This window comes from Clostridium sp. TW13 (genome assembly GCF_024345225.1).
In the GTDB taxonomy this organism is placed as follows: Bacteria; Bacillota; Clostridia; order Clostridiales; family Clostridiaceae; genus Inconstantimicrobium; species Inconstantimicrobium mannanitabidum.
Genome location: NZ_BROD01000001.1, coordinates 650872 through 673654 on the forward strand (window position 1 = coordinate 650872; position 22783 = coordinate 673654).

Annotated in this window: 17 protein-coding genes; 15 read left to right on the forward strand and 2 right to left on the reverse strand. The window is 31.3% G+C overall.

Annotated features, from left to right (window positions below; all coding sequences use genetic code 11):
* Positions 1 to 91 precede the first annotated feature (91 nt).
* The 15 genes from hcp to uppS all read left to right on the forward strand — a co-directional run bounded on the left by hcp (position 92) and on the right by uppS (position 20921).
* Positions 92 to 1795, forward strand: coding sequence for a hydroxylamine reductase (gene hcp / locus OCU47_RS03105; RefSeq protein ID WP_261827132.1), 1704 nt, complete (start codon positions 92 to 94; stop codon positions 1793 to 1795).
* 156 nt (positions 1796 to 1951) lie between these two features.
* Entirely contained in the window at positions 1952 to 2713 is a 762-nt protein-coding gene (locus OCU47_RS03110; RefSeq protein WP_261827133.1) for a SagB/ThcOx family dehydrogenase, read from the forward strand.
* 46 nt (positions 2714 to 2759) lie between these two features.
* Entirely contained in the window at positions 2760 to 3473 is a 714-nt protein-coding gene (locus OCU47_RS03115; RefSeq protein ID WP_261827134.1) for a Crp/Fnr family transcriptional regulator, read from the forward strand.
* Positions 3474 to 3569: 96 nt separating this feature from the next.
* Positions 3570 to 4367 (forward strand): 4,5-DOPA-extradiol-dioxygenase, encoded by a 798-nt coding sequence (gene ygiD, locus OCU47_RS03120; RefSeq protein WP_261827135.1) that lies wholly within the window; start codon positions 3570 to 3572, stop codon positions 4365 to 4367.
* Between the two features lie 239 nt (positions 4368 to 4606).
* Positions 4607 to 7753: a beta-galactosidase, LacZ type gene (gene lacZ, locus OCU47_RS03125; RefSeq protein WP_261827136.1), complete on the forward strand. Its 3147-nt coding sequence runs from the start codon at positions 4607 to 4609 to the stop codon at positions 7751 to 7753.
* A 31-nt stretch (positions 7754 to 7784) separates the two neighbouring features.
* A complete protein-coding gene (locus tag OCU47_RS03130; RefSeq protein ID WP_261827137.1) occupies positions 7785 to 8444 on the forward strand; it encodes a TetR/AcrR family transcriptional regulator in 660 nt (219 codons plus the stop codon).
* 19 nt (positions 8445 to 8463) lie between these two features.
* The gene (locus OCU47_RS03135) at positions 8464 to 10200 is read left to right on the forward strand and encodes a glycoside hydrolase family 36 protein (protein WP_261827138.1); all 1737 of its coding nucleotides are present in this window, start codon (positions 8464 to 8466) and stop codon (positions 10198 to 10200) included.
* Positions 10201 to 10654: 454 nt separating this feature from the next.
* The gene (locus OCU47_RS03140) at positions 10655 to 11821 is read left to right on the forward strand and encodes an MFS transporter (RefSeq protein WP_261827139.1); all 1167 of its coding nucleotides are present in this window, start codon (positions 10655 to 10657) and stop codon (positions 11819 to 11821) included.
* Positions 11822 to 12134: 313 nt separating this feature from the next.
* On the forward strand, positions 12135 to 13430 hold the full coding sequence (locus tag OCU47_RS21775) for a choice-of-anchor A family protein (RefSeq protein WP_309297426.1): 1296 nt from the start codon (positions 12135 to 12137) through the stop codon (positions 13428 to 13430).
* A 212-nt stretch (positions 13431 to 13642) separates the two neighbouring features.
* Positions 13643 to 14302: an undecaprenyl diphosphate synthase family protein gene (locus tag OCU47_RS03160; RefSeq protein ID WP_261827140.1), complete on the forward strand. Its 660-nt coding sequence runs from the start codon at positions 13643 to 13645 to the stop codon at positions 14300 to 14302.
* A 159-nt stretch (positions 14303 to 14461) separates the two neighbouring features.
* Entirely contained in the window at positions 14462 to 15553 is a 1092-nt protein-coding gene (locus OCU47_RS03165) for a vWA domain-containing protein (RefSeq protein WP_261827141.1), read from the forward strand.
* A 287-nt stretch (positions 15554 to 15840) separates the two neighbouring features.
* On the forward strand, positions 15841 to 17325 hold the full coding sequence (locus OCU47_RS03170; RefSeq protein WP_261827142.1) for a methyl-accepting chemotaxis protein: 1485 nt from the start codon (positions 15841 to 15843) through the stop codon (positions 17323 to 17325).
* Positions 17326 to 17650: 325 nt separating this feature from the next.
* Positions 17651 to 19375 carry a methyl-accepting chemotaxis protein gene (locus tag OCU47_RS03175; protein ID WP_261827143.1) on the forward strand — a complete coding sequence of 575 codons (1725 nt, stop codon included), beginning with the start codon at positions 17651 to 17653 and terminating at the stop codon, positions 19373 to 19375.
* Between the two features lie 154 nt (positions 19376 to 19529).
* Positions 19530 to 20051, forward strand: a complete 522-nt coding sequence (locus OCU47_RS03180) for an NUDIX domain-containing protein (protein WP_261827144.1) — start codon at positions 19530 to 19532, stop codon at positions 20049 to 20051.
* A 147-nt stretch (positions 20052 to 20198) separates the two neighbouring features.
* A complete protein-coding gene (gene uppS / locus OCU47_RS03185; RefSeq protein ID WP_261827145.1) occupies positions 20199 to 20921 on the forward strand; it encodes a polyprenyl diphosphate synthase in 723 nt (240 codons plus the stop codon).
* Between the two features lie 56 nt (positions 20922 to 20977).
* Here uppS and OCU47_RS03190 read toward each other — a convergent pair whose 3' ends face one another.
* Both OCU47_RS03190 and OCU47_RS03195 read right to left on the reverse strand, forming a co-directional pair.
* Complete coding sequence (locus OCU47_RS03190; protein ID WP_261827146.1) at positions 20978 to 21445, reverse strand: NUDIX hydrolase; 468 nt, start codon at positions 21443 to 21445, stop codon at positions 20978 to 20980.
* A 293-nt stretch (positions 21446 to 21738) separates the two neighbouring features.
* Positions 21739 to 22602 carry a YwqG family protein gene (locus tag OCU47_RS03195; RefSeq protein ID WP_261827147.1) on the reverse strand — a complete coding sequence of 288 codons (864 nt, stop codon included), beginning with the start codon at positions 22600 to 22602 and terminating at the stop codon, positions 21739 to 21741.
* Between the last annotated feature and the right edge of the window lie 181 nt (positions 22603 to 22783).

Sequence of the window (22783 nt, forward strand, 5' to 3'; positions counted from 1 at the left end):
TTATATCAGAGTATTTTAGTAATATATACTCATAGCAACAAGCTAATGAAAAAAATATTTATTATTATAAGGAATAAGGAGGACATAAAATATGTCAATGTTTTGTTATCAATGTCAAGAGACTGCTGGATGTGCTGGATGTACTGTAAAAGGTGTATGTGGTAAAGATGAACATGTAGCGAAGGCTCAAGATTTATTAATATATGTAACTAAAGGATTAGCTATAGTAAGCCATGAAGGAAGAAAAGTTGGTGTTACTGACAGCAAAGTTGATAAATTTATAGTAGAAAATCTATTTACAACAATTACAAATGCTAATTTTGATAGAGATTCTATATTAGATAGAGTAAAAGAAACTTTAAATATAAGAGAAGCATTAAAGGTTAAAGTTATTAATGCTGGTGGACAAGTTGGAGATGTTAAAGTAAATGGTGGTTTCTTTAAGAAAATCTTCGGTATGCAAACTACTGAAATGATAATGCCAGATGCAGCAACTTGGACTGCTGACAATACAATAGAATTCGATAAAAAAGCTGAAAAAGTTGGAGTACTTGCAACTGAAAATGAAGATATAAGAAGTTTGAGAGAACTTATCACTTATGGATTAAAGGGAATGTCTGCTTATATGAAGCATGCTATGAACTTAGGTTATGACAACGAGGAAGTTCATGCCTTTATGGCAAAAGCTTTAGCTGCAACTTTAGATGATAGTTTAACAGCTGATAACCTGGTTGCTTTAGCATTAGAAGCAGGTAAGTTTGGTGTAGATGGTATGGCATTACTTGATAAGGCTAATACTGAAAGTTACGGACACCCTGAAATAACAACTGTTGATATTGGTGTTAGAACTAACCCAGGAATATTAATTTCAGGACATGATTTAAGAGACTTAGAAATGCTATTAGAGCAAACAGAAGGTACAGGAGTAGATGTATATACTCATGGTGAAATGCTTGCAGGACAATACTATCCAAAGTTTAAGAAGTACAAACATTTTGCAGGAAACTATGGTAATGCATGGTGGAAGCAAAAAGAAGAATTTGAAAAATTCAATGGACCAATTCTTATGACTACAAATTGTATAGTAATTCCAAAGGATTCTTATAAGAGTAGACTATTCACAACAGGGGCTACAGGAATGCCAGGCTGTGAACATATAGAAGCTAAAGCTGATGGAACTAAGGATTTCTCTAAGATAATTGCTAAGGCTAAGAAGTGTAGTGCTCCTACAGAAATAGAAAAGGGACAAATAGTTGGTGGTTTTGCTCATAATCAAGTTCTAGCATTAGCTGACAAGGTTGTAGATGCTGTTAAGACTGGCGCTATAAAGAGATTCTTTGTAATGGCTGGTTGTGACGGAAGAGCTAAATCAAGAGATTACTATACTGATTTTGCAAAAGCTTTACCACAAGATACAGTTATATTAACTGCAGGTTGTGCAAAATATAAATACAATAAGTTAAACCTAGGTGACATTGGAGGAATTCCAAGAGTATTAGATGCAGGACAATGTAATGATTCATATTCATTAGTTGTGATAGCTTTAAAACTTCAAGAAGTATTTGGTTTAGATGATGTTAATAAGTTACCTATATCATATAACATAGCATGGTACGAACAAAAAGCTGTAATAGTATTATTATCACTATTATACTTAGGAGTTAAGAACATTCACTTAGGACCAACACTTCCAGCATTCTTATCACCAAACGTTGCAAAAGTGTTAGTTGACAACTTTGGCATTGGTGGAATCACTAATGTTGAAGCTGATATGAAGATGTTCTTAGAAGCTTAATAAAATAATATCAATTATTAGTTCAAAGCTAACCACATTAGCTTAAATAATATCTCTCCCAAGCCTATATATTATATAAAATCCTAGCTATTGATAATTGGCTAGGATTTTTTCAAATTTAATTTTTAAGTAGATAAGTAAAGGAAGGAAAGTTGTATGAAAAGATATGAAGAACATAGAAATTTTTTAAAATCTAATTTTGATGAGTTTAAAAACATAAAAACTGATAAAATGAAAGGTGTACCTCAGCCAACTGGTTTTAAGAATTATGATTTATCATCAGATATTATTGAGCTGCCTAAAGTACATAAAGAAATTGTGAAGAAACTAAACATTTATGATTGTATAAATGATAGAAGAAGTACAAGATTTTATGCAGAAGAATCAATGAGTTTAGAGGAGTTATCATATTTACTATGGGCAACTCAGGGGATTGCAGGAAATAATAAAGCTGGACTTACACTTAGAACAGTTCCATGCAGTGGTGCAACACATTCTTTTGAAACTTATTTATTTATTTTAAGTGTAGAAGGAGTACAAAGTGGAGTGTATAGATATCTTCCATTTGAACATAAACTTTTGTCCATGTATAAATTAGATGAAATAGGTAATAAAATAGATGAAATCACTTTAGATCAGCCTTTCGTACCTAATTTTGCAAAGAAAGCAGCTGTGATATTTGCATGGAGTACAACACCATATCGTTCAGAGTGGAAATTTGATGTTACAGCACATAAGAAAATTTTAATAGATATTGGGCATGTATGCCAAAATCTTTACTTAGCTAGTGAATCTATTAAAGCGGGAACTTGTGCAATAGGCATATATGATCAAAAAAAGATAGATGAACTTTTGGAGCTAGATGGCGATGATGAATTCGTTATATATCTAGCAGCTGTTGGGAAAAAGAAAGAGTAAATTTACTTGATGTATATTTTAAATAGTTAGCAAAGGAGAGAGTATTATGAGCATAAAATGTGGAAACTGTTGTGATGGCTGCAGAGGAGGGCTTTGTGCCAGTAAAGTACCTATATTTGAAAATCTTAATGATGAAGAATTAGTGGAAATAGTAGACACCATCAATCATAAGGAATTTTCTAAAGGTGACAAAATTTTTTCAGAAGGAAATATAGGAAATACACTTTACTTCATAAATCAAGGACAAATAAAGCTATATAAATACACAAAAGACGGAAAGGAACAGATACTTCATGTACTTTCTGATGGAGACTTTTTTGGAGAGTTAGATCTAATAAATGCTTCAAAGTATACTTTTAATGCTAAAGCAATAGTTGATTCCAAGATATGTACTCTTACAAAAGATGAAATGAAAAATATAATAATGAAAAATCCAGAAATAGCAATGAAGGTATTGGAAACTATGGGAGAAAGATTGGCAAAGGTAGAGAACTTGGTTCAAAATCTAGCAACCAATGATGTTGATTCAAGAATGGCATATTTATTAATAGATTTAATTGAGAAATATGGCGAGCTATTAGAAAAGAATATATCTATAGAATTGCCACTATCCAGAGAAGAAATGGCCAACTACATAGGAGTCACAAGAGAAACTATAAGTAGAAAGTTAAAGAAGTTTGAAGATGAAAAGCTTATAAAGATTATTGGCACTAAAAAGATAGTAATTTTAGATGAAGAAGGATTGAGAGATTATATTTAAAGAAAATTATTATTAATTAATAAAAATTCTATAGAAAAGTAACTGAAGGTAGTTTAAAATAATACTATACTTTATTTTTGAAGGCGGTGTTGTTTTATGGAAAGCAATGAAAACAAATTTGGTTTGCTAGAAAAAATGCCAGTGTTATTTGTAGGGCATGGTTCCCCTATGAATGCAATTGAAGATAATATGTATTCTATGAATTGGGAGAAAGTTGCACGTAAGATTCCAAAGCCTAAAGCAATACTTTCAATTTCAGCGCATTGGTATACTAATGGCACCAGAATGACAGATGCAAAGCATCCTAAAATGGTTTATGATATGTATGGATTTCCTGATGAATTATACCAGATAGTGTATAAATCAGATGGAGCACCAGAGTTAGCTCATCTTACAGGAAAATTAATTAGTAGAGATGTTAAAATAGACAATAGTTGGGGATACGACCATGGTACTTGGTCAATACTTAATAGAATGTATCCCGAAGCAGATATTCCAGTGTATCAACTTAGTATAGATAGCACTGCTGATGCTGAGGTTTGTTTTCAGATAGGAAAACAGATAAGCAGTTTAAGAGAAAAAGGAGTATTGATATTGGCTAGTGGGAATGTTGTTCATAACCTTTCTGCAATTAATTGGGATATGGATGGTGGCTATGATTGGGCAGAAGAATTTGATAATTATATCAAAGATAAAATAGTTAGTAGACAGTTTCAGGATATTATTAACTATAGAAATGCAGGAAAGAGTGCAAGTTTAGCTGTACCTACGCCAGATCATTTCTATCCACTAGTTTATATATTAGGAACATTAACAGATAATGATAAAGTTGAAATATTTAATGATTGCTGTGAACTAGGATCATTATCAATGACAAGTTACTTATTTAATTAATATATTGAAAAAGCTCTTGAGTGAAGTATTCACTTAAGAGTTTTTTTATCTTTATTTTTGATTTTATAGCTAAGAAGTAAAAAAATTGTAGTTAGATGAAAATAAATATATTGATTTCAATATATGGAAATGATATAATGAGTATCAAAGTGATAGTGGCACTATCACTTGCTTAAATAATGAATCTATTGCGAGTATTATTAATTATGTAATATGCTTGCTAGGAGAGGATGAGTTGTATGGAAAAAACATATCGTTTTGATTGGGAAAACCCAAAAGTAATTGGTAAGAATAAAGAAATGGCGCATGCAATTATGATGCCATATGACAGTATAGAAGATTTTTATAAACATGAAGAATCTCAATATAAAGTGAGCTTAAATGGCAAATGGGATTTTAAATGGTATAGAGGGAATCATGAAAAACCTGATGACTTTCTTGTAAACGATTTTAACAAGGGCTGGGAAAAAATAAATGTACCTGGGATATGGCAATTAAATGGTTATGGGAAGCCTTACTATTTGGCATTTGCATATCCACCTGCATTAAGTACAAAAAAATCACAGATACCATCTATTGATCATGAACAAAATGAATTTGGATATTATAAGCATAGTTTTACATTGCCTCAGAATTTTAAGGATAGAAAAACTTTTATACATTTTGGAGCAGTAAAGTCTGCATTTTATCTTTATATCAATGGTAAAGAAGTTGGGTACTCACAAGGGTCAATGACTCCAGCAGAGTTTGATATTACAGATTATGTGCATAGTGGTGAAAACTTGATTTCTGTATTTGTAATTAGATATTCAGATGGCACTTACTTAGAAGATCAAGATATGTGGTTTTTTAGCGGAATCTACAGAGCTGTATATATTTATAGTGAAGCACTAGTGTATGCAGCAGATATTTTTGCAAGATCAACTTTTGATGAAAAATATGAGGATTGTGAGTTACTCATAGATACATTAATAAGTAATAAAACAAATAGCAATGAACTTATAAAGGTTAATGTGATTTTATCTGAGTATACACATTTTAACGCTTTGCATATTTTGGATTCTGAAGTGGTGTTAAGTGCGAAATCTCAGCAAACATTGAAATTTAAGGAACATATAAAAAAGCCAAGAAAATGGAGTGCGGATGAACCTAATTTATATCGCATTTTCATAGTTTTAAAGGACAGAGAGAATAAAGTTATTGGAGTTAAAACTATAACTTTTGGATTTAAAACTGTAGAAATCAAAAATGAAAAGATTTTAATTAATGGTGTTCCGTTATTAATTAGAGGGGTAAACCGTCATGATTATGATCCTGACTATGGATGGGCAGTTCCTCGTGAAAGATATCATCAAGATTTAAAGATTATGAAACAAAATAATATTAATGCAATAAGGACAAGTCATTATCCAAATGATCCTTATTTATATGAATTGTGCAATATTTATGGAATTTACGTTATGGATGAAGCTGATATGGAAACTCATGCTGTACGTAGAAAGAATGTACCTGGAGACAATCCTCTTTGGACAAAGGCTGTAGTTGATCGTATGGAACGTATGGTTCTTCGTGATAGAAACCATCCTTGCATATTTATGTGGTCTTTAGGAAATGAAGCTGGATATGGTTCTAACTTTCAAAAGATGAAGGACGCTGCACTTAAATTAGATGATACAAGATCATTCCATTATGAAGGTGATTATGACATAAGTGTAAGTGATGTTTTATCTAGAATGTATCCAACTGTTGAAATATTAGAGACTTTAGGGAAACATGAAGAGGTTAAGATATCTGCTTTTGATAATTTACTAAATAAGCTTACTGCTGATAACAAGCCAGTAAAACCTCATCAATATGCAGGAAAGCCAGTAGTTGTATGTGAATATGCTCATGCTATGGAAAATAGTTTAGGTAACTTCCAAGAATACATGGATGTCTTTGAAAAGTATGACAATATGGCAGGCGGTTTCATTTGGGATTTTGTAGATCAAGCTATTCATGTAAAATCAGAGGATGGAACTGATAAATGGCTTTATGGTGGAGATTTTGGAGAGGAAAAGACACACAGATATTTCTGTGCGAATGGTATTGTTTTTGCAGATAGAACTCCACATCCATCTTTATATGAAGTTAAGAAGGTTTACAGTGAGATTAAAGTGAAACTTAAACACTTTTCAATAAAGAATAATCCTCAAGCAGAACTTTTGATAGATAATCAATATATGTTTAGAAATCTATCAATGTATAAAATAGAGTGGGATTTGTTAGAAGATGGAGTTTCAATTGCAAAAGAAACTGTAGAAAATATTGATATAGAACCACTGCGTAAAAAAGAATTAAAGATTGATTTACCAAGTGTTAATGTTGAAGATGAAGCAGAATATCATTTGTTAGTATCATTTAAACTAAAAGAAGATACTATATGGGCAGATAAAGATTATGAAATTGCTTGGGAAGAATTTAAGTTAAAACCTGCTAAGAAGAAGGCTTTGCATCTTAAGGTAGTGGAGAAAGTAAAAGTTTCTGAAAAGAAAGATGTTGTTACTTTGAAAAATAAGAATTTCACTATGAAAATTTCTAAAGAAAATGGAGGAATACAATCTCTCAATTATGGTTATGGGGAACTTTTAGATGGCACTATGCTACCAAACTTCTGGAGAGTACCTACAGACAATGATATGGGGTTTGCAAACTTTGAACCTAGAGTTGAAAAATTTGTGTTTAGAAGAGAATGGCTAAAAGCCACAGAAAATATCAAAGTAAAAGATATTAAGGTTTATGAAAATGACACGGATGTTCGTGTCTTAGTTAAATATAAGGTTTCATATTGCAAGGGAGATATGATTACGGAATATTTTATTGATGGAAAAGGCAATATTAAAGTATCTGCAAATATATTACCTAAAAAAGATATGTACCGTATAGGATATTCTATGAAGTTACCTAATAAATATGACAAGTTTACATGGTTTGGAAAGGGGCCTCATGAGAACTATTGTGATCGTAACACTGGAGCTAAAATAAAGGTTCACACTGCTAAAATTGATGAGCTTATTCATAATTATATGAGACCACAAGAAAATGGAAATCATACTGAGGTTAGATTTGTAAATATTATGAATGCACAGGGAAGAGGTATTCATATAGAATCTTCAGATGAAAATCTATTGAATTTCAGTGCATGGCCATATTCACAAAGTGATCTTGAAAAAGCTAATCATATTCATGAATTGCCAAGACGTGATTTTATCACACTAAATATTGACCATATGCAATGTGGTGTTGGAGGAGATTTACCTGGAATGGCAGGGTTACATCAACCATACATTATTCATAAAAATAAGCAATATAAATATGAATTTACAATATCAAATATAGAATCTTAAGTTTAGATTAAGCTACTTTGGAGGACTAAAAATGGATTTAAAAGAAAAACGGAACAATGAGAGAATGGAACAAGTTGAAAGAAGAAAAGATGAAATTATTTCAGCAGCTCTAAGTCTTTTTGTAGAAAAAGGAATAGATTCAACTTCTATAAATGATATAGCGGCAAAAGCTGAAGTTGGTCCTGCAACTGTGTACAGACATTTTGAAAACAAACCACAAATAGTTATTGTTGCTGCAATAAAGTTTTGGCAAAGTGAGATAAGCAGTCTTATGCCACGTATTTTACCAGAGAGCAGTAATACTTGCAAAGGGATAGATAAAATACGAAATATATTGAATTCTTATGTTATCCTTTATCAAGAATATCCTGAATTCATTCGATTTTTAGATGAGTTTGATAACTATGTTGTTAAAGAGAAAATTGATGCAGAAGCTTTGCGGATTTATGAGCAGAACATTTTGGATTTAAGAGGAATACTAGTAAAAGCTCTCCAAGAAGGAAAGCAAGATGGAACTATTAAGCAGGAAGTTGAAGAATATATTTTCTATGCAACTGTAACTCATGCAGTACTTAGTTTGAGTGAGAAGTTGGTCTTAAGAGGTAACATACTTAAAAGTGACAATGAAATAGAAGCTATTGCACAATTAAATTTAATCATAGAGATGGCTGTTAAGTATATTTCAACATAGGTAAATGGAGGTATAAATAATGAGGATTACTTTAGGAAAATTAGCGTATAAGAAAATAAATAGTACGGGAAAAAAGGTATTAACCTACGATGGCAATATAAATAATGAGGACTTGTCATTAGAATTTTCTACAAAGCAAGAAAATGGGGGACAACATATTACAATTACTCTTTTGCCTAAGACAGAACTTATATTAAAGGAATGTACTTTGCGAACAGATGCAAAATTTACTGAGGAAACTCCTATATATTTGAATGGATATCAAACTTGGACTGATAGTCGTGAATTTAAAATAAATGAAACTATTCCAAGGCTTAATCCAATAGTAAGACCGATAATGGCTATGTATGGAGATTATAGATTCTATAAGCATAATAAAAATGCATTGCATAGCTGGACTTACACCTATATAAGAGAAAAAAATCTTATTAGTTTTGTAGGATCACTAATTGAGAAAACAGGATATACGTTATTTCAGTATGATAAGAAAGAAAAGAATCTTGTTATTGTAAAAGATAGTGTGGATTTAGTTGTAAATAAGCCTAGAATTTTATTTGATATTTTCATTGCACAAGGTGAAGAACATGATATCTTTGATAAATATTTTAGTACTGGAAATTACAGTGCTCCTAGAGTAGAACCTTGCACAGGGTGGACAAGCTGGTACAACTATTATACGAAGGTTACAGAAAAAGATATTTTGGAGAACTTAGAAGCTTTTAGTTCAAGAAAGCTACCTATAGATATATTTCAAATTGATGATGGATATCAGCATGCAGTTGGTGATTGGCTAAATATTAATGAAAAGTTTCCAAATGGAATGAAAGCATTAGCTGATAAAATCAGAGCAAATGGTTATAAAGCAGGCTTGTGGCTTGCACCAATAGTGTGCGAAAAAAATTCGGATATTTATAAAAAGCATCCTGAATGGGTAGTTGCTAAAGCAGGATATAATCCGGGATGGAGTGGGAATTTCTATACTCTTGATTTTTATAATGAAGAGGTTCGTCAATATCTTCGTGAAGTGTTTGATACAGTGTTAAATAAGTGGAATTATGACTTGGTGAAACTAGATTTTCTATATGCTGTGGCTCTTATAAAGCGAGATGATAAGACTCGTGGTGAAATTATGTATGAATTTATGGAGTTCCTAAGAGAAATAGTAGGGGATAAACTTATTCTAGGCTGTGGAGTTCCGTTAGGACCAGCCTTTGGTTTAGTGGATTATTGTCGTGTGAGTAGTGATGTAGATTTAACTTGGGAAAATAAATTTGGAAGCACAATGAATTATCGAGAGCGTGTATCTACCATTAATGCTCTTACAAGTACTATTGGTAGGCAGCATCTAGATAAAAGAGTGTTTTTGAATGATCCTGATGTTTTTATATTAAGAAGTGAAAATAACAGCCTTACTGAAGATCAAAAATATACGTTATTTTTACTTAATATTTTACTTGGAAGTCTTACATTTACTTCAGATAATATTAATTCCTATAGCAAAAAGCAGATGGAGATTTTCAAAATCATGCTTAAGTGGAAGAATAAAAAAATCAATAGTGTTTCTCAAGGAGAGGTAGTTAGAGTTGATTTTGAAGTGGAAGATGTTAAGTATGTTTCATTTAGTAATCTTACAAGCAATAGAGGGACAATAGTTCTAGATAGTTCTGGAAGTATTGTTGAAAATGGTCAAGTTGTTGGGAAAGGTGGCGCTTTAACTTTATTACCTTATCAATCTTTATGCTTAAAAAAGTCTTAGTTGAAGTTAACATAAGTTGGTTCTGATTATCAAGTGAAACTTGATTCAGGTGGGGTGTATCCCTATCTGAATCTTAGTTGAACTTACACCCTCAAGGGGTACCTCGTCCAGGAGCGTGCAGCCGTTATCTCCAACTTAAGCAAATAAGTGAAAGTCAAAATCTATGATTTGGTTACTTGAACTTAGTTAACTAATGAATTAGTTAACTTCATTAAAATCAATTTAGTGTGAATCGGTTAAGCAGACATCTCAAATCTATGATTTGATGATAGTCGCTTACTCTGTGAGTACTCATCTGACTTTAGGAAGAGGAGTTTCATATAAGATTGGAGTGTTACGGATGCTAGCTATCGGATAAAGAATCAATTTATGTTATCAATATATGGTCAAGAAATAAATTGTTATACGTTCTTGTGAAAATGTTTACTGGAACGAAATGAAAGGGTGGATTAAAATGAATAAAAAGTATGTACCATATCTTATAGGAATTCCTAATATGGGTGTTGGCCTTTTGTGGGCGATGAATATGGTGTTGATTCCGTTATTAGTTAATACAGTTACAAAAAGTAATACCAAATTGGGGGCATTAACCTCAATGGGAGCTTTTACTGGAATCTTTGTACAATATATTGCAGGAATGATTAGTGATAGAAGTCATTTCAAAATGGGAAAAAGAAAACCGTTTATGCTTATAGGTTCAATTTGTGCAGCTATATTTATTTGTGTAATGCCATTTGCTAGCAGTTATATTGGGATGTTTATAGCAGCCTTTGTATTTTATTTTAGTCTTAATTTTTATCAAGGACCTTATTATTCAATGATACCAGAAACTGTTGATGAAAATCAGTTGGGCCTTGCTAATGGTTTTTCTAAGGTTGTAAGTGTACTTGGAAGTGCTGTTATTTTTGTTGTTGGTCCATCTTTATGGGAGAAAGGACATTACTTACCATTCTTTCTAGCAGCAGCTTTAGCTCTTGGCAGTGTTATTATTACTGCACTTTTCATTAAGGAAAAAAGCACTAATGTTAAATCACCAGCGAAGTTATCTTTTGATTTCTTAAAAAGACCTGCAGTAATGAAATTATATATATCAGTTTTCTTTATCTTCTTAAGCTATGGATGTATTACACCTTACTTTGTAAAGTATTGTACAACTATACTTAATCTCACAAGCAATACAGCAAGTACAGCACTATTGCTACTTACAATATCAGGAGCCATATTTGCAGCACCAATGGGTATACTATCTGATAAAACTGAACGTAGAAAAGTTCTTTTGATTGGTACATTAATTTTTACTGTAGCTATAGCATTCGGATTTTTATGTAAGAGTGCTATATCAATATATATTATGCTATCAGTGGTTGGTATAGGTTTTATAGCCATACAGGTTACAATTTATTCTATTTTAGCTGAAATAGTACCTCCAGAAAGAATGGGAGAATTCATGGGGATTATGAATCTATTTATATCACTTAGCCAGTTTATAGCTACTAATGCAATGGGAGTTTTCCTTGATAAGTTTGGTTTTACATTATTTTTACCGATTGCTGCAATTATCATGTTTATAGCATTTTTAATAATATTCTTTAGTAAATTTCCTAAGTATAAAAGAGATTAGTTATAGGAAGTGAATAAAGACTAAAAATACAATATCTAATTAGAAGCCTTCATCATACTTTTGGTGAGGGTTTTAAATTTTTGTACATAAAATGTAGGAGAGATTTAAGAATCATAGTTTGAGTAATTTAGTTTTGATAAAAAGCAAAAAAATTAATTTAGTGCAGTCATAAATATATTAAGTACCTAGTATCTATAGTAGTAATTATATAGAAAATGGTTTTTGAATTTGTATTTTGAGAAAGTGATTAAACAAATTATCAATAAACTGTTTATCTATATTTAAACGTATTTTATATTAGGAGGTAGATTGGTTGCGCAAAACTAAAGGTATTAAAAAGGTAATTATATTTTCTATTTCAATGATTATGATTGCACATAGTGGAATGATTGCATTAGCAGACACCAAAAGTAAAGCTGATTTAGGAAATTATGATACTACAATTAATTTTGGAGTAGCAAATGATTTTAATGTTTTTGCATTTGGAGATGTTACAAATGAATCTGATTCAGAAGGGCGAGTTGCTATTGGTGGAAATGCAACATTAACTAATTATGGTGTTGGAAGCAAGCTGACAACAATCTCCAATACAAGGGCAGATTTAGTTGTAGGTGGGGATATAGATATTAAAGGTGGAACAAACTTTAATGGTAATACTGTTATAAGTCCCAATGGAAAAGTAATTAATTATACAATGACAAATAATAATAAGGTTCCAAATCAGCCTATAGTCCAAAATTTAATTGATTTTAAATCTGTAAAAGCTGAGTTGATCAAGAAATCTAATTATTTTGCATCATTAACTCCTAACGGAAAGGTTGAAAATCAATATGGAACATTGGTGCTAACTGCAGAAGATTCAAAGTTAAATATTTTTACTTTTGATGGGGCAAATGTAGATGGTAAAGGAACTAAAATGGAACAGTTATGTGGAATTAAGATTTTAGTACCAAAAGGGTCTACTGCCATTATAAATGTTACTGGTGATAATTTCGGTTTTGGAGCATATAGTATATTCACAAATGCTGAACAAAAAGAAAAGATTCTTTGGAATTTAAGTTCTGCTACCAATGTTTTTAACGGTAGCCTATCTATTGAGGGATCAGTATTAGCACCCAACGCCAATTGGGTAATTAATGGCTGTGGTAATATAGAAGGCAATTTTATTATTAATTCATTAAAAATGAATGGTGGCCATTTAGAAGCTCATTGTTATTTATTTAATGGTATGCTACCGACCCCAACACCGACCCCAACGCCAACACCGACCCCAACGCCAACACCGACCCCAACACCAACGCCAACACCGACCCCAACGCCAACGCCGACCCCAACGCCAACACCGACCCCAACGCCAACACCGACCCCAACGCCAACACCGACCCCAACGCCAACACCGACCCCAACGCCGACCCCAACGCCAACACCGACCCCAACGCCAACACCGACCCCAATCCCCAAACCAACACTTACAGATAATAAAGCACAGCAATTACCTAAGACAGGTACCCCAATTAATACAGACGCAGTGCTTTTATTTGGTGGAAGTATTCTAGTAGTAGGAACTGGTTTGGTACTACTTGCTAGAAGGAAACGACCAGAAGACTAATTTTATTGATTACAATTTAAATAGTTGCTTAAAATATATTATAGCTTTTAGGGTTGTAGGTGATTATTATTCACCACAACCCTTTTTGAGGTTAATAACTAGTATTAATTCAAAAATATAATCTGTATATCTTTGAATCTAAAGGGGAAACTAACTAATATAATTTTCAGTGTATATATTATATTTATTTAAATAGAAGGATGGATTGTGTAATGAAGGAATACAAAAGATTGCCCCAACATATTGGAATTATCCCAGATGGCAATAGAAGATGGGCTCAGTGCAATGGTTTAAATAAACAAGATGGATATGATTATGGCATTAATCCAGGACTGGAGCTTTTTAAAGAATGCCTTAGATTAGGAATAAAGGAACTTACATTTTATGGATTTACTCAGGATAATACAAAACGGCCAGCTATACAGACTAAAGCATTCCAAAAAGCTTGTGTAGATTCTGTACTTAAGCTTTTGGATTATGATTGCAATATACTTGTAGTGGGAAACACAAATTCACCTTTATTCCCAAAAGAATTGATTCCATATACCAAAAGAACAACTATAGGTAAGGGACTTATTAATGTAAACTTCTTAATTAACTATGGGTGGGATTGGGACTTAAATCATGCATTTGTTGATGAGCATATAACAGAAAAAGGACATTTTATTGATAAGATTGCCTCTTCTCAAATATCAAGAATGGATTTGATTATCAGATGGGGAAATAGACGAAGATTAAGTGGATTTCTCCCAGTACAATCGATTTATGCAGATTTTTATGTACTAGATCAAATGTGGCCTGATTTCAAGATAGAGCATTTGCATGAAGCATTAGAATGGTACCAAGTTCAAGATGTTACTCTGGGTGGTTAAACCTGGTGTAACATAATTTTTTAGTTTACATATATTTATTTAAATTAGAACTGTACACAGGCATTTAGCTTGTATTAAATAAAAAATTGTTTTATTTACTCATATTATTTTTATTTTTTGAATATAAAAATTAAAGATAAATATATGAGGAGAAATAAAATGAATAATAGTATAGATGTATGCATCAGCTTTGATACCACTGGCTCTATGTATCCATGTCTAACTCAGGTTAGAAGATCAATCAAAGGAATAGTAAGTAGATTATTTAAAGATATTCCCAATCTTAGAATTTCTATAATAGCTCATGGAGATTATTGTGATGTGGGTAATGCATATGTAATAAGTATTAAGGATTTTTCTAGTGATGAAGGAGAATTGATTGATTTTGTTAATAATGTAAAACCTACCTATGGTGGAGATGCTCCAGAATGTTATGAATTAGTGCTAAATCAAGCTAGAACAAAATTGTCCTGGCAATCAGGAGTATCAAAAGTTTTAATTATAGTTGGTGATGATGTGCCACATGGCCCTAATTATCCATCAAATACAAATAAAATTGATTGGAGAAATGAATTAGGCTTGCTATTAGAAAGTGGCATTAATGTGTATGGTATACATGCTATGCCTGGTATAAGAAAACATTCCAAACCATTTTATGAAGAAATAGCTGAAAAAACAGGTGGATTCTATTTGACCCTAGATCAATTTTCTAATATTACAGAGTTGATTATGGCTATTTGTTATAAACAAGATGGACAAGATAGTTTGGAATCATTTGAGAGAGAACTTAAATTGAATGGGAGGATGAACTACAATATAAAGACATCCATACAGAAACTAAGTAATTTAGTTATTGATGAGTATGCTAGTGAAGATGGGTTAATGCCAGTGATAGAAGGAAGATTTCAGCTATTAAAAGTTGATAAAGATCAAAGTATAAAAGAATTTATATTAGAACAAGGAATATCATTTAAGGCAGGAAGAGGGTTTTATGAACTTAATAAAAGTGAAAAGGTAGGACTTAATAAGGAAATACTTCTATATGAAAAGGAAACAGGCAAGATCTTTAATGGACCTCAAGTTAGACAAATCTTAGGACTAAGTCCTCAGGAGAATGTTAGGGGAGTAAATGAGAGATTAAAACCTGTAGTATTAGATAAATATAAAGTATTTATTCAGTCAACTTCATATAATAGAAAGCTTATAGGCAATACATGTCTACTTTATGAGGTAGAAGATTGGGATAGATAGACTCAAAATTAAGTTGTTTAATTAAATTAACAAAATTCCTATGTATTAAGTGGAATATATAGGAATTTTTAATGTAGAATATACCAATACCAAAACGATGACGATTTTTGGCGAATAAAACGTTTTTGTGTTAAAATAAGGGAGAAGTTTGTGAAAAATATTTATTATGAGTTGAAAATAGGAAAATATGGTGGTACTATTAATATAGTAATTATATGGCAATGTGAAAATATATTTATACAAGTATTGTTATTTTTAGATTAAATTTTAAAAGGTGGTATTATAAAATGAGCACTGAAACCTCAATAAAGTATGATGTGAAAAAAGCACATTTATTAAACATTTTTATAGTAGTTTTACTATCAATATTTCTTACTATAGTATCGTTTATAAGCACGTCTGTAGGAATGACTTCGCTGGCGGAAAGTGTAGTTGTCTGGATTATTTTAGCTTTAATTTATTTTGTACATATAAATGATAATATTAAAGCAATCATTTATGCAGCTGTTCCCTTAGCCATATCAGGTTCTATGTTTTTTATGAATGGAGCTAGTCAAGTTGGCAACAATGTTTTGATGATAGTATCAATAGCTATGATAGCATTATATTTCAATAATAAGTTAGTAGCTATATATCAGGTATTGGTTAATCTATTATTAATTGTACAGTATGTGACATATGGATCAAGATTACTAATTGATAACAATGGGAACATTTGGACACTAATTTATGTTTTAATTTGTGTAAACAGTATATTATGCTTGCTATTTTTTCTTACAAAATGGGGAAGAGCATTGGTTGATGCAGCAGTTGCAAAAGAGAAGGTTTCAATGGAGCTTTCAGAAAAATTAAATGTTTCAATGGAACAAATAAAGACAAGCATCAATGTTGTAAATTCAACAATAGATGATTTTGATAGAGATATAGATTCTTCAAAAGAAGCAATTTCAAATTTAAATATAGCTATTCAAGAAATGGCAAGTGGTGTGAGTGAACAATCTGGAAGCTTAAGTAGCATTAATGAAAAGATGCAATTTGCATCAAAGAATATTGTTCAGAATACAGAAATATCAAACAAAGTTAAGAATGAAGCAAAAAATGTTACAGAAAAAGTGACTGTAGGTTCAGCTAATATAGAAGAAATGAATTCTCAGATGGACATAATATATAAAGCAGTTAACACTTCTTATATTACAGTTAATGAATTGCAGAGCAGTATAGTTGAAATAAATAATTTCCTTGCAGGAATAACAGATATAGCAGAGCAGACTAACATGCTTGCACTAAATGCTGCTATAGAAGCTGCTAGAGCTGGTGAACAAGGAAAAGGATTTGCAGTAGTTGCTGATGAAGTTAGAATGTTAGCAGAACAAAGTTCAACTACAGTAGAAGATATAAACAATATTATTAATAAGATAAATGAAAAGACTAAAGTAGCTGTAGATGAAGTTAAACTTGGAGATGAGGCAGTTGAAGTTGGAAAGCAGCTTATTTCTAAGGTAAGTGAAAGTTTTGTGCTATTTCAAAAGAGTTTTGAAATGACAAATAGATTGATGGAGGAAGCCGCAAGCATTAGTGAAGAAACTTCATCAGAATTCATGCAAATGCTAGAAAAAATTCATTCTGTTGCAGAAATATCAGCAACACAAGCGGCAACTATAGAAGAAATTTCTGCTACAGTAGAAAATACACATAATGATATTAATATGATAAGTAACTCTGTTAATGAAATTAAAACATTAAGTAATGATTTGGAGAAGATGGCTCAGTAATGTGGCGTGTTTGGACTTGTTATTTATTTTCAAATGACTAAAATGCAAAATAAGAATCTCTATATTAGGAGGTTCTTATTTTTTATGTTTTTAAATTTTAAACATAAAAAAGTTAATATTTTTTTAAAAATATTAAAGTATCTATATATAAATGTAATATATAGGCTAAATATATTATACTAAACAGTCGATTATATAACTAAAGTGTAGAATTATACATAAGTATGTAATGCGTATATTACATTGTATATATTGCCAATAATGTTATGTATTTTATCTAATAGTCCAAAAGTGAAAATCAAAATTGTTTTAAGGGGGAGTATCAATGCTAAAGAACATGAAAATCTTACACAAGGTCACATTATTGTCTGCTATTTTATTATTATTTGGAGCTATTATTGGTGGTGCAGGTTATTATTTTACACAACAGTCACATAGTAATATGTCAACAATGTACAATCAAGATGTAAAGGCTATCAATTTAACTGATGACATAAGAATTCAAACAAGAACGTGTCAAATGAATTTATTAAGATTAATACTTAGTAATGGAAATCAAGAAGAGCAAAAGGCATATATAAAGGAAATAGATTCTAAGTCTAAAGGAATAGGCGATGTTATTAACAATTATAAAAAATTGAAATTAGATAATACTCAAAAGCAAAATGTGGAAACAATGGAAGCGAATCTAACTCAATTTGTAAGTGTGTGCGAAAAAATAAAGGAAATGGCTTCTACAGGTAAAACTAAAACTGAAGAAATATATGCATATTATTCGCAAAATGACAAGACATTAGATAGCATTCGTTCAGGGGCTAATGCATTATTAAAAGATCATGTGAAAAAAGCTGATGCCTCATATGTTAAAGTAGATAATACATATAAAATATCAATAACAATACTTTTAAGTATTTTAGGAGTGGCTGTTATTTTAGGTGCAATTCTTACTTTCATAATTGTAAAACCAATTACTTTCTCTTTAAAGAAGGCTACAGAACATTTAGGAGTTCTTGCTACAGGTGATTTTAGCCAAGAAATTCAACCAGCTTTATTAAAGAGTAAAGATGAGGTTGGTGTTATGTTAAGAGCTACTGATAAAATGCAACAGTCTATAAAAGAAGTATTAAGTTCAGTAATTAATGAGTCATCAAATATTGAAAAAATGGTTTATGATGTTGGTAATCATGTTTCACAGTTAAATCTTCAAATTGAAGATGTATCAGCTACAACTGAACAACTTTCATCAGGGATGGAGGAAACAGCAGCTTCTACTGAGGACATGAATAATACAGCAGTAGAAATAGAAAGTGCAATTGAAGGAATTTCTAAGAAAGCTGAAAACAGTGCAGTAGCTTCAAATGAAATTAGTCATAGAGCTAATGAAATAAAATCTAATGCAATTGTATCTCAAAAGAATGCAGATGAAGTATATTTAGCAACAAACAAGAATTTAAGAGATGCAATAGAAAAATCGAAATCAGTAGAGCAAATAAAAACTTTATCTGAATCAATACTAGAGATAACATCTCAAACTAATATGCTTGCATTAAATGCAGCTATAGAAGCAGCAAGAGCAGGAGAAGCTGGTAGAGGTTTTGCTGTAGTAGCAGATCAAATTAGAAGCTTGGCTGAAGATTCAAAAAATACTGTAACTGAAATTCAAGATGTAACTCAGATAGTACTAGATTCTGTAGAAAATTTAGCAGCAAGCTCTCGTGAAATATTAGAATTTATTGATAAACAAGTACAGAGAGACTATAAATCAATGGTTGAGACTGGTGAAAAATACAATGAAGATGCAAATGATATATATAATTTATCAAATGACTTTAGCTTAGCTACCAGACAAATAAAAGAATTTATTGACAATATTTCAAAACAACTGTCTGGAATTACTTTAGCAACTAATGAAGGAGCAGAAGGAACATCTAATATTGCATTAAAGACAAGCGGTATAGCAGAGAGAGTTAGTAGCATAGATAGTGAAACAGCATGCATTAAGGATAGTGTTGATAATCTATCTGGACTTGTAACTAAATTTAAAATATAAATAATATATACAAATTCACCTTAAAAATAGAGAGTGCATTAAAATGATTTTGTAAAATCATTTTAATGCACTCTTATATTATGTTACAATATTTATAAAATTACATATTTGTAAGTGAAATGAGAATTTTTTATAGAGAAGGTGAAAGAAAGATATGATTTTATTAAAAGAAATATCACAAAAAGACATCGGAATTAGTAATGGAGATGTAGATATTGCATATAGGCTAAGAAAAGCTGCTAGGGCAATGGTTGTTAATAAAGATAATCGAATTGCTATATTAAATGTTACAAAAGATAAGTATCACAAATTGCCTGGAGGAGGCTTCGAGGGTGATGAAGATGTAGAAGAAGCTTTGAGAAGAGAAGTCATGGAAGAAGTAGGAGCAGAAATTGAAATTCAAGATGAAGTGGGCTGTACAATTGAATATCGTGATGAATTTAAGCTACTTCAAATTTCATATTGCTATATTGCAAGAATTGTTGGAGAATTAGTTCCAGTTAGTTTCACTGAACTTGAAATTAGTGATGGGTTTCAACTTCAATGGTACTCAATTGAAGAGGCAATCGAGATTATGGAAAGTGATCAACCACAAAGTTATGTGGGAAAGTTTATCCATGCTAGAGATATTATATTTTTAAAGGAAGCACAGAAAATATTCAAGTCATCACATTAATATTAATAAATTGGACACATTTGTTAACAAAGATATTTACATAAAATGATAAATTAAGTAAAATGTAAGTATAAACAAGGAATTATTAAATTAAGGTAATAGATAGGGTAGTGTAAAGGTAAATAATTTGAGAAGGGAAATGAAAAAATGGTCTTTTTTATCAAGAGATTATTGCATAAGAATACATTTTTAATTCCAAGGCACATTGCTATAGTTTGTGATGGAAATTGTAGGTGGGCTAAGGTTAGAAATTTGCCTAAATCTTATGGATATAAAGCAAGTATAAAACCAATAAGAAGAATCACTAAAAAATGTTCTAAATTAGGAGTTGAAGTGTTAACGTTCTATGCATTTTCGACTAAAAGTTGGGAGAAATCTCCAGAAGATGTGGATTATTTAATGAAGCTATTTGTGAAATTCTTTGGAAGCTTGGGTAAAGATGTGGGAACAAATATTAAGGTTAAACATATCGGAAATAAATCAAGTTTTTCTCCTGAATTAGTGAGTGAAATTGATAAAATTGAGAAATTGACAGAGAATAATTCTGGGATGGTTTTAAATATAGCATTGAATTATGGAGGACGCTTTGAAATAGTAGATGCTGTAACAGGAATTTTAAAAGATGTAGAAGAAAAGGTGGATATAGATAAGTTAAGTGAGGACTCAGTGGATAAGTACATGCTTACTGCTGGGCTACCTGATGTAGACTTAATAATCCGAACTAGTGGAGAAATGAGAATAAATAACTTTTTATTATGGCAGTCATCACAACCTAACTTTTGGGCTACAGCAGATTATTGGCCAGAGTTTAGAGGTGGACACTTAAAGGAGTCAATTTTACATTATAATAGGATGCGTAAAACTATATAAATTATGCATATTAGGTTTGAGAAAAGGTGTGTAATCTTTCTCAAACCATTTTTGTGTTATTTATAGGTTTTGATAATTTCTAAATATCTGTGGATAACATCCTTATGTCTTTTTAATGTATTGGTTGGAATATCATCTATGCTGAAGAAATTACACTCTAGTGTTTCAAGACCATCTGCTTTTAGAGTACCTTTGTAATTATTAGTATAATAAGCAACAAGTACAACATAATATTCATCGCCATTTTTTAGTTGTATATGGCTATCAGCGTTACCTGAGAAAACGTCAATTAAGTGCAGGTCATCAATTATTAGTCCGGTTTCTTCAAAAACTTCCCTTTTTCCAGCACTTTCAGTAGATTCACCAAGTTCAATTTGTCCACCTGGTAGTCCCCATGAACCATAAGGTTCAGTTCTTTTTTGCAATAATATTTGATTTTGGTGATTTGTAACTATAACTGTTGAAGCAACTAAGTTTACAGGTCTTGTACCAATAATTGCTCTTAAATCTTTTACATACCCCATAATTCATACCTCTCTATTTATCCGATAGCTAGCATCCGTAACACTCCAACTTTACATGAAACTTCCCTTCCTAAAGTCAGATGAGTACTCACAGAGTAAGCGACCATCATCAAATCATAGATTTGAGATGTCTGCTTAACCGATTCACACTAAATCATAGATTTAGGTTTTCTGCTTAAGTTGGAGATAACGGCTGCATGCTCCTGGATAAGTTCAACTAAGATTCAGATGGGGATCAAACCCCACCTGAATCTTAGTTGAACTTGATAAATTAGTTTTGAAGCAACATGTTTTTAGCAGCAATCCCAATTATACATGACATTAGAAAAAATACATTTTTCTAAATCCTCAGGTTTTATGAAGAAATTTGCAACTCCACAGTCACCCCAAAGAATTTCATCCTTACCACTACCTTCACTATCAATCTGAAGAAGTAATATTGTATGATTTTTATATTCATCTGTATCTCTAGGATCACTTTGAGTAAAGAACGGATAACCGCCTATACGATGTCCAGGTTGAGATAGATCATTAAAAACTTTTTCTGCAATTTCTTCATCTAAATCATAGACATTCTTTGCAGCTGTTGGAATGTACTGTTTGTACAAATCAAGGAAGGTTTTATCAAATCTAAAGTCACCAGAGGACATTGGTGATGATGTAAGCTCTCCAGTTAAAAGGAATTCACTCTCAAAAGGGAAATATTCTTCATTTTGGGCTTCATCCATAGAATATGTTTGTAAAAGACTTTCTTCTTTAATTATGTCTTTGTGGTAAACTACACGGAAACTGGTTTGCTCTGTCCAATCATCAAAGTTAGCCCCATATAAATCATCACAAGCAGCATAAAATTGTAATATCCCTTTTGAAGGAAATCCATTAAGTTTAGGTAATTCCTCAAAATTAAGTTGAGCTAAGAGTTTTAATGGCTCACTGTCACTGTCTTTATCAGTGTTACATGGATATTCAAAATCAGGTGGAAGATAAGGAGTACCTCCTAATTTGCTATTGTAAACTGTAGTTGTTTTTCTTTCAGCCTTCAATTTGATTGAAGGACAAGATGTAGTACGTGTGTAATTCTCCATAAAGTTCTTGAACGCAACAGTATTAATTATATCGTCAGTATTTTCTTTACTTAAATCATTGAATTCAGACATAATATCACTCCTTATGAATTAGTGTAAAAGTGCAAAGTTCCCAAGAAGTTAGGAATTCTTTTCTACAATTATAATCTATATTATATCATGACTTTTCCATAAAATATGATATAATTCATATAATATACTTATTTTATAGATTTTATGGCAATAATTATTTTGATTATAAAATTAACTAAGT

Excerpts from the sequence above, each read along its gene's own strand:
- hcp (WP_261827132.1), top strand. The coding sequence starts at position 92 with ATGTCAATGTTTTGTTATCAATGTCAAGAGACTGCTGGATGTGCTGGA.
- OCU47_RS03110 (WP_261827133.1), top strand. The coding sequence starts at position 1,952 with ATGAAAAGATATGAAGAACATAGAAATTTTTTAAAATCTAATTTTGAT.
- OCU47_RS03115 (WP_261827134.1), top strand. The coding sequence starts at position 2,760 with ATGAGCATAAAATGTGGAAACTGTTGTGATGGCTGCAGAGGAGGGCTT.
- ygiD (WP_261827135.1), top strand. The coding sequence starts at position 3,570 with ATGGAAAGCAATGAAAACAAATTTGGTTTGCTAGAAAAAATGCCAGTG.
- lacZ (WP_261827136.1), top strand. The coding sequence starts at position 4,607 with ATGGAAAAAACATATCGTTTTGATTGGGAAAACCCAAAAGTAATTGGT.
- OCU47_RS03130 (WP_261827137.1), top strand. The coding sequence starts at position 7,785 with ATGGATTTAAAAGAAAAACGGAACAATGAGAGAATGGAACAAGTTGAA.
- OCU47_RS03135 (WP_261827138.1), top strand. The coding sequence starts at position 8,464 with ATGAGGATTACTTTAGGAAAATTAGCGTATAAGAAAATAAATAGTACG.
- OCU47_RS03140 (WP_261827139.1), top strand. The coding sequence starts at position 10,655 with ATGAATAAAAAGTATGTACCATATCTTATAGGAATTCCTAATATGGGT.
- OCU47_RS03160 (WP_261827140.1), top strand. The coding sequence starts at position 13,643 with ATGAAGGAATACAAAAGATTGCCCCAACATATTGGAATTATCCCAGAT.
- OCU47_RS03165 (WP_261827141.1), top strand. The coding sequence starts at position 14,462 with ATGAATAATAGTATAGATGTATGCATCAGCTTTGATACCACTGGCTCT.
- OCU47_RS03170 (WP_261827142.1), top strand. The coding sequence starts at position 15,841 with ATGAGCACTGAAACCTCAATAAAGTATGATGTGAAAAAAGCACATTTA.
- OCU47_RS03175 (WP_261827143.1), top strand. The coding sequence starts at position 17,651 with ATGCTAAAGAACATGAAAATCTTACACAAGGTCACATTATTGTCTGCT.
- OCU47_RS03180 (WP_261827144.1), top strand. The coding sequence starts at position 19,530 with ATGATTTTATTAAAAGAAATATCACAAAAAGACATCGGAATTAGTAAT.
- uppS (WP_261827145.1), top strand. The coding sequence starts at position 20,199 with ATGGTCTTTTTTATCAAGAGATTATTGCATAAGAATACATTTTTAATT.
- OCU47_RS03190 (WP_261827146.1), bottom strand. The coding sequence starts at position 21,445 with ATGGGGTATGTAAAAGATTTAAGAGCAATTATTGGTACAAGACCTGTA.
- OCU47_RS03195 (WP_261827147.1), bottom strand. The coding sequence starts at position 22,602 with ATGTCTGAATTCAATGATTTAAGTAAAGAAAATACTGACGATATAATT.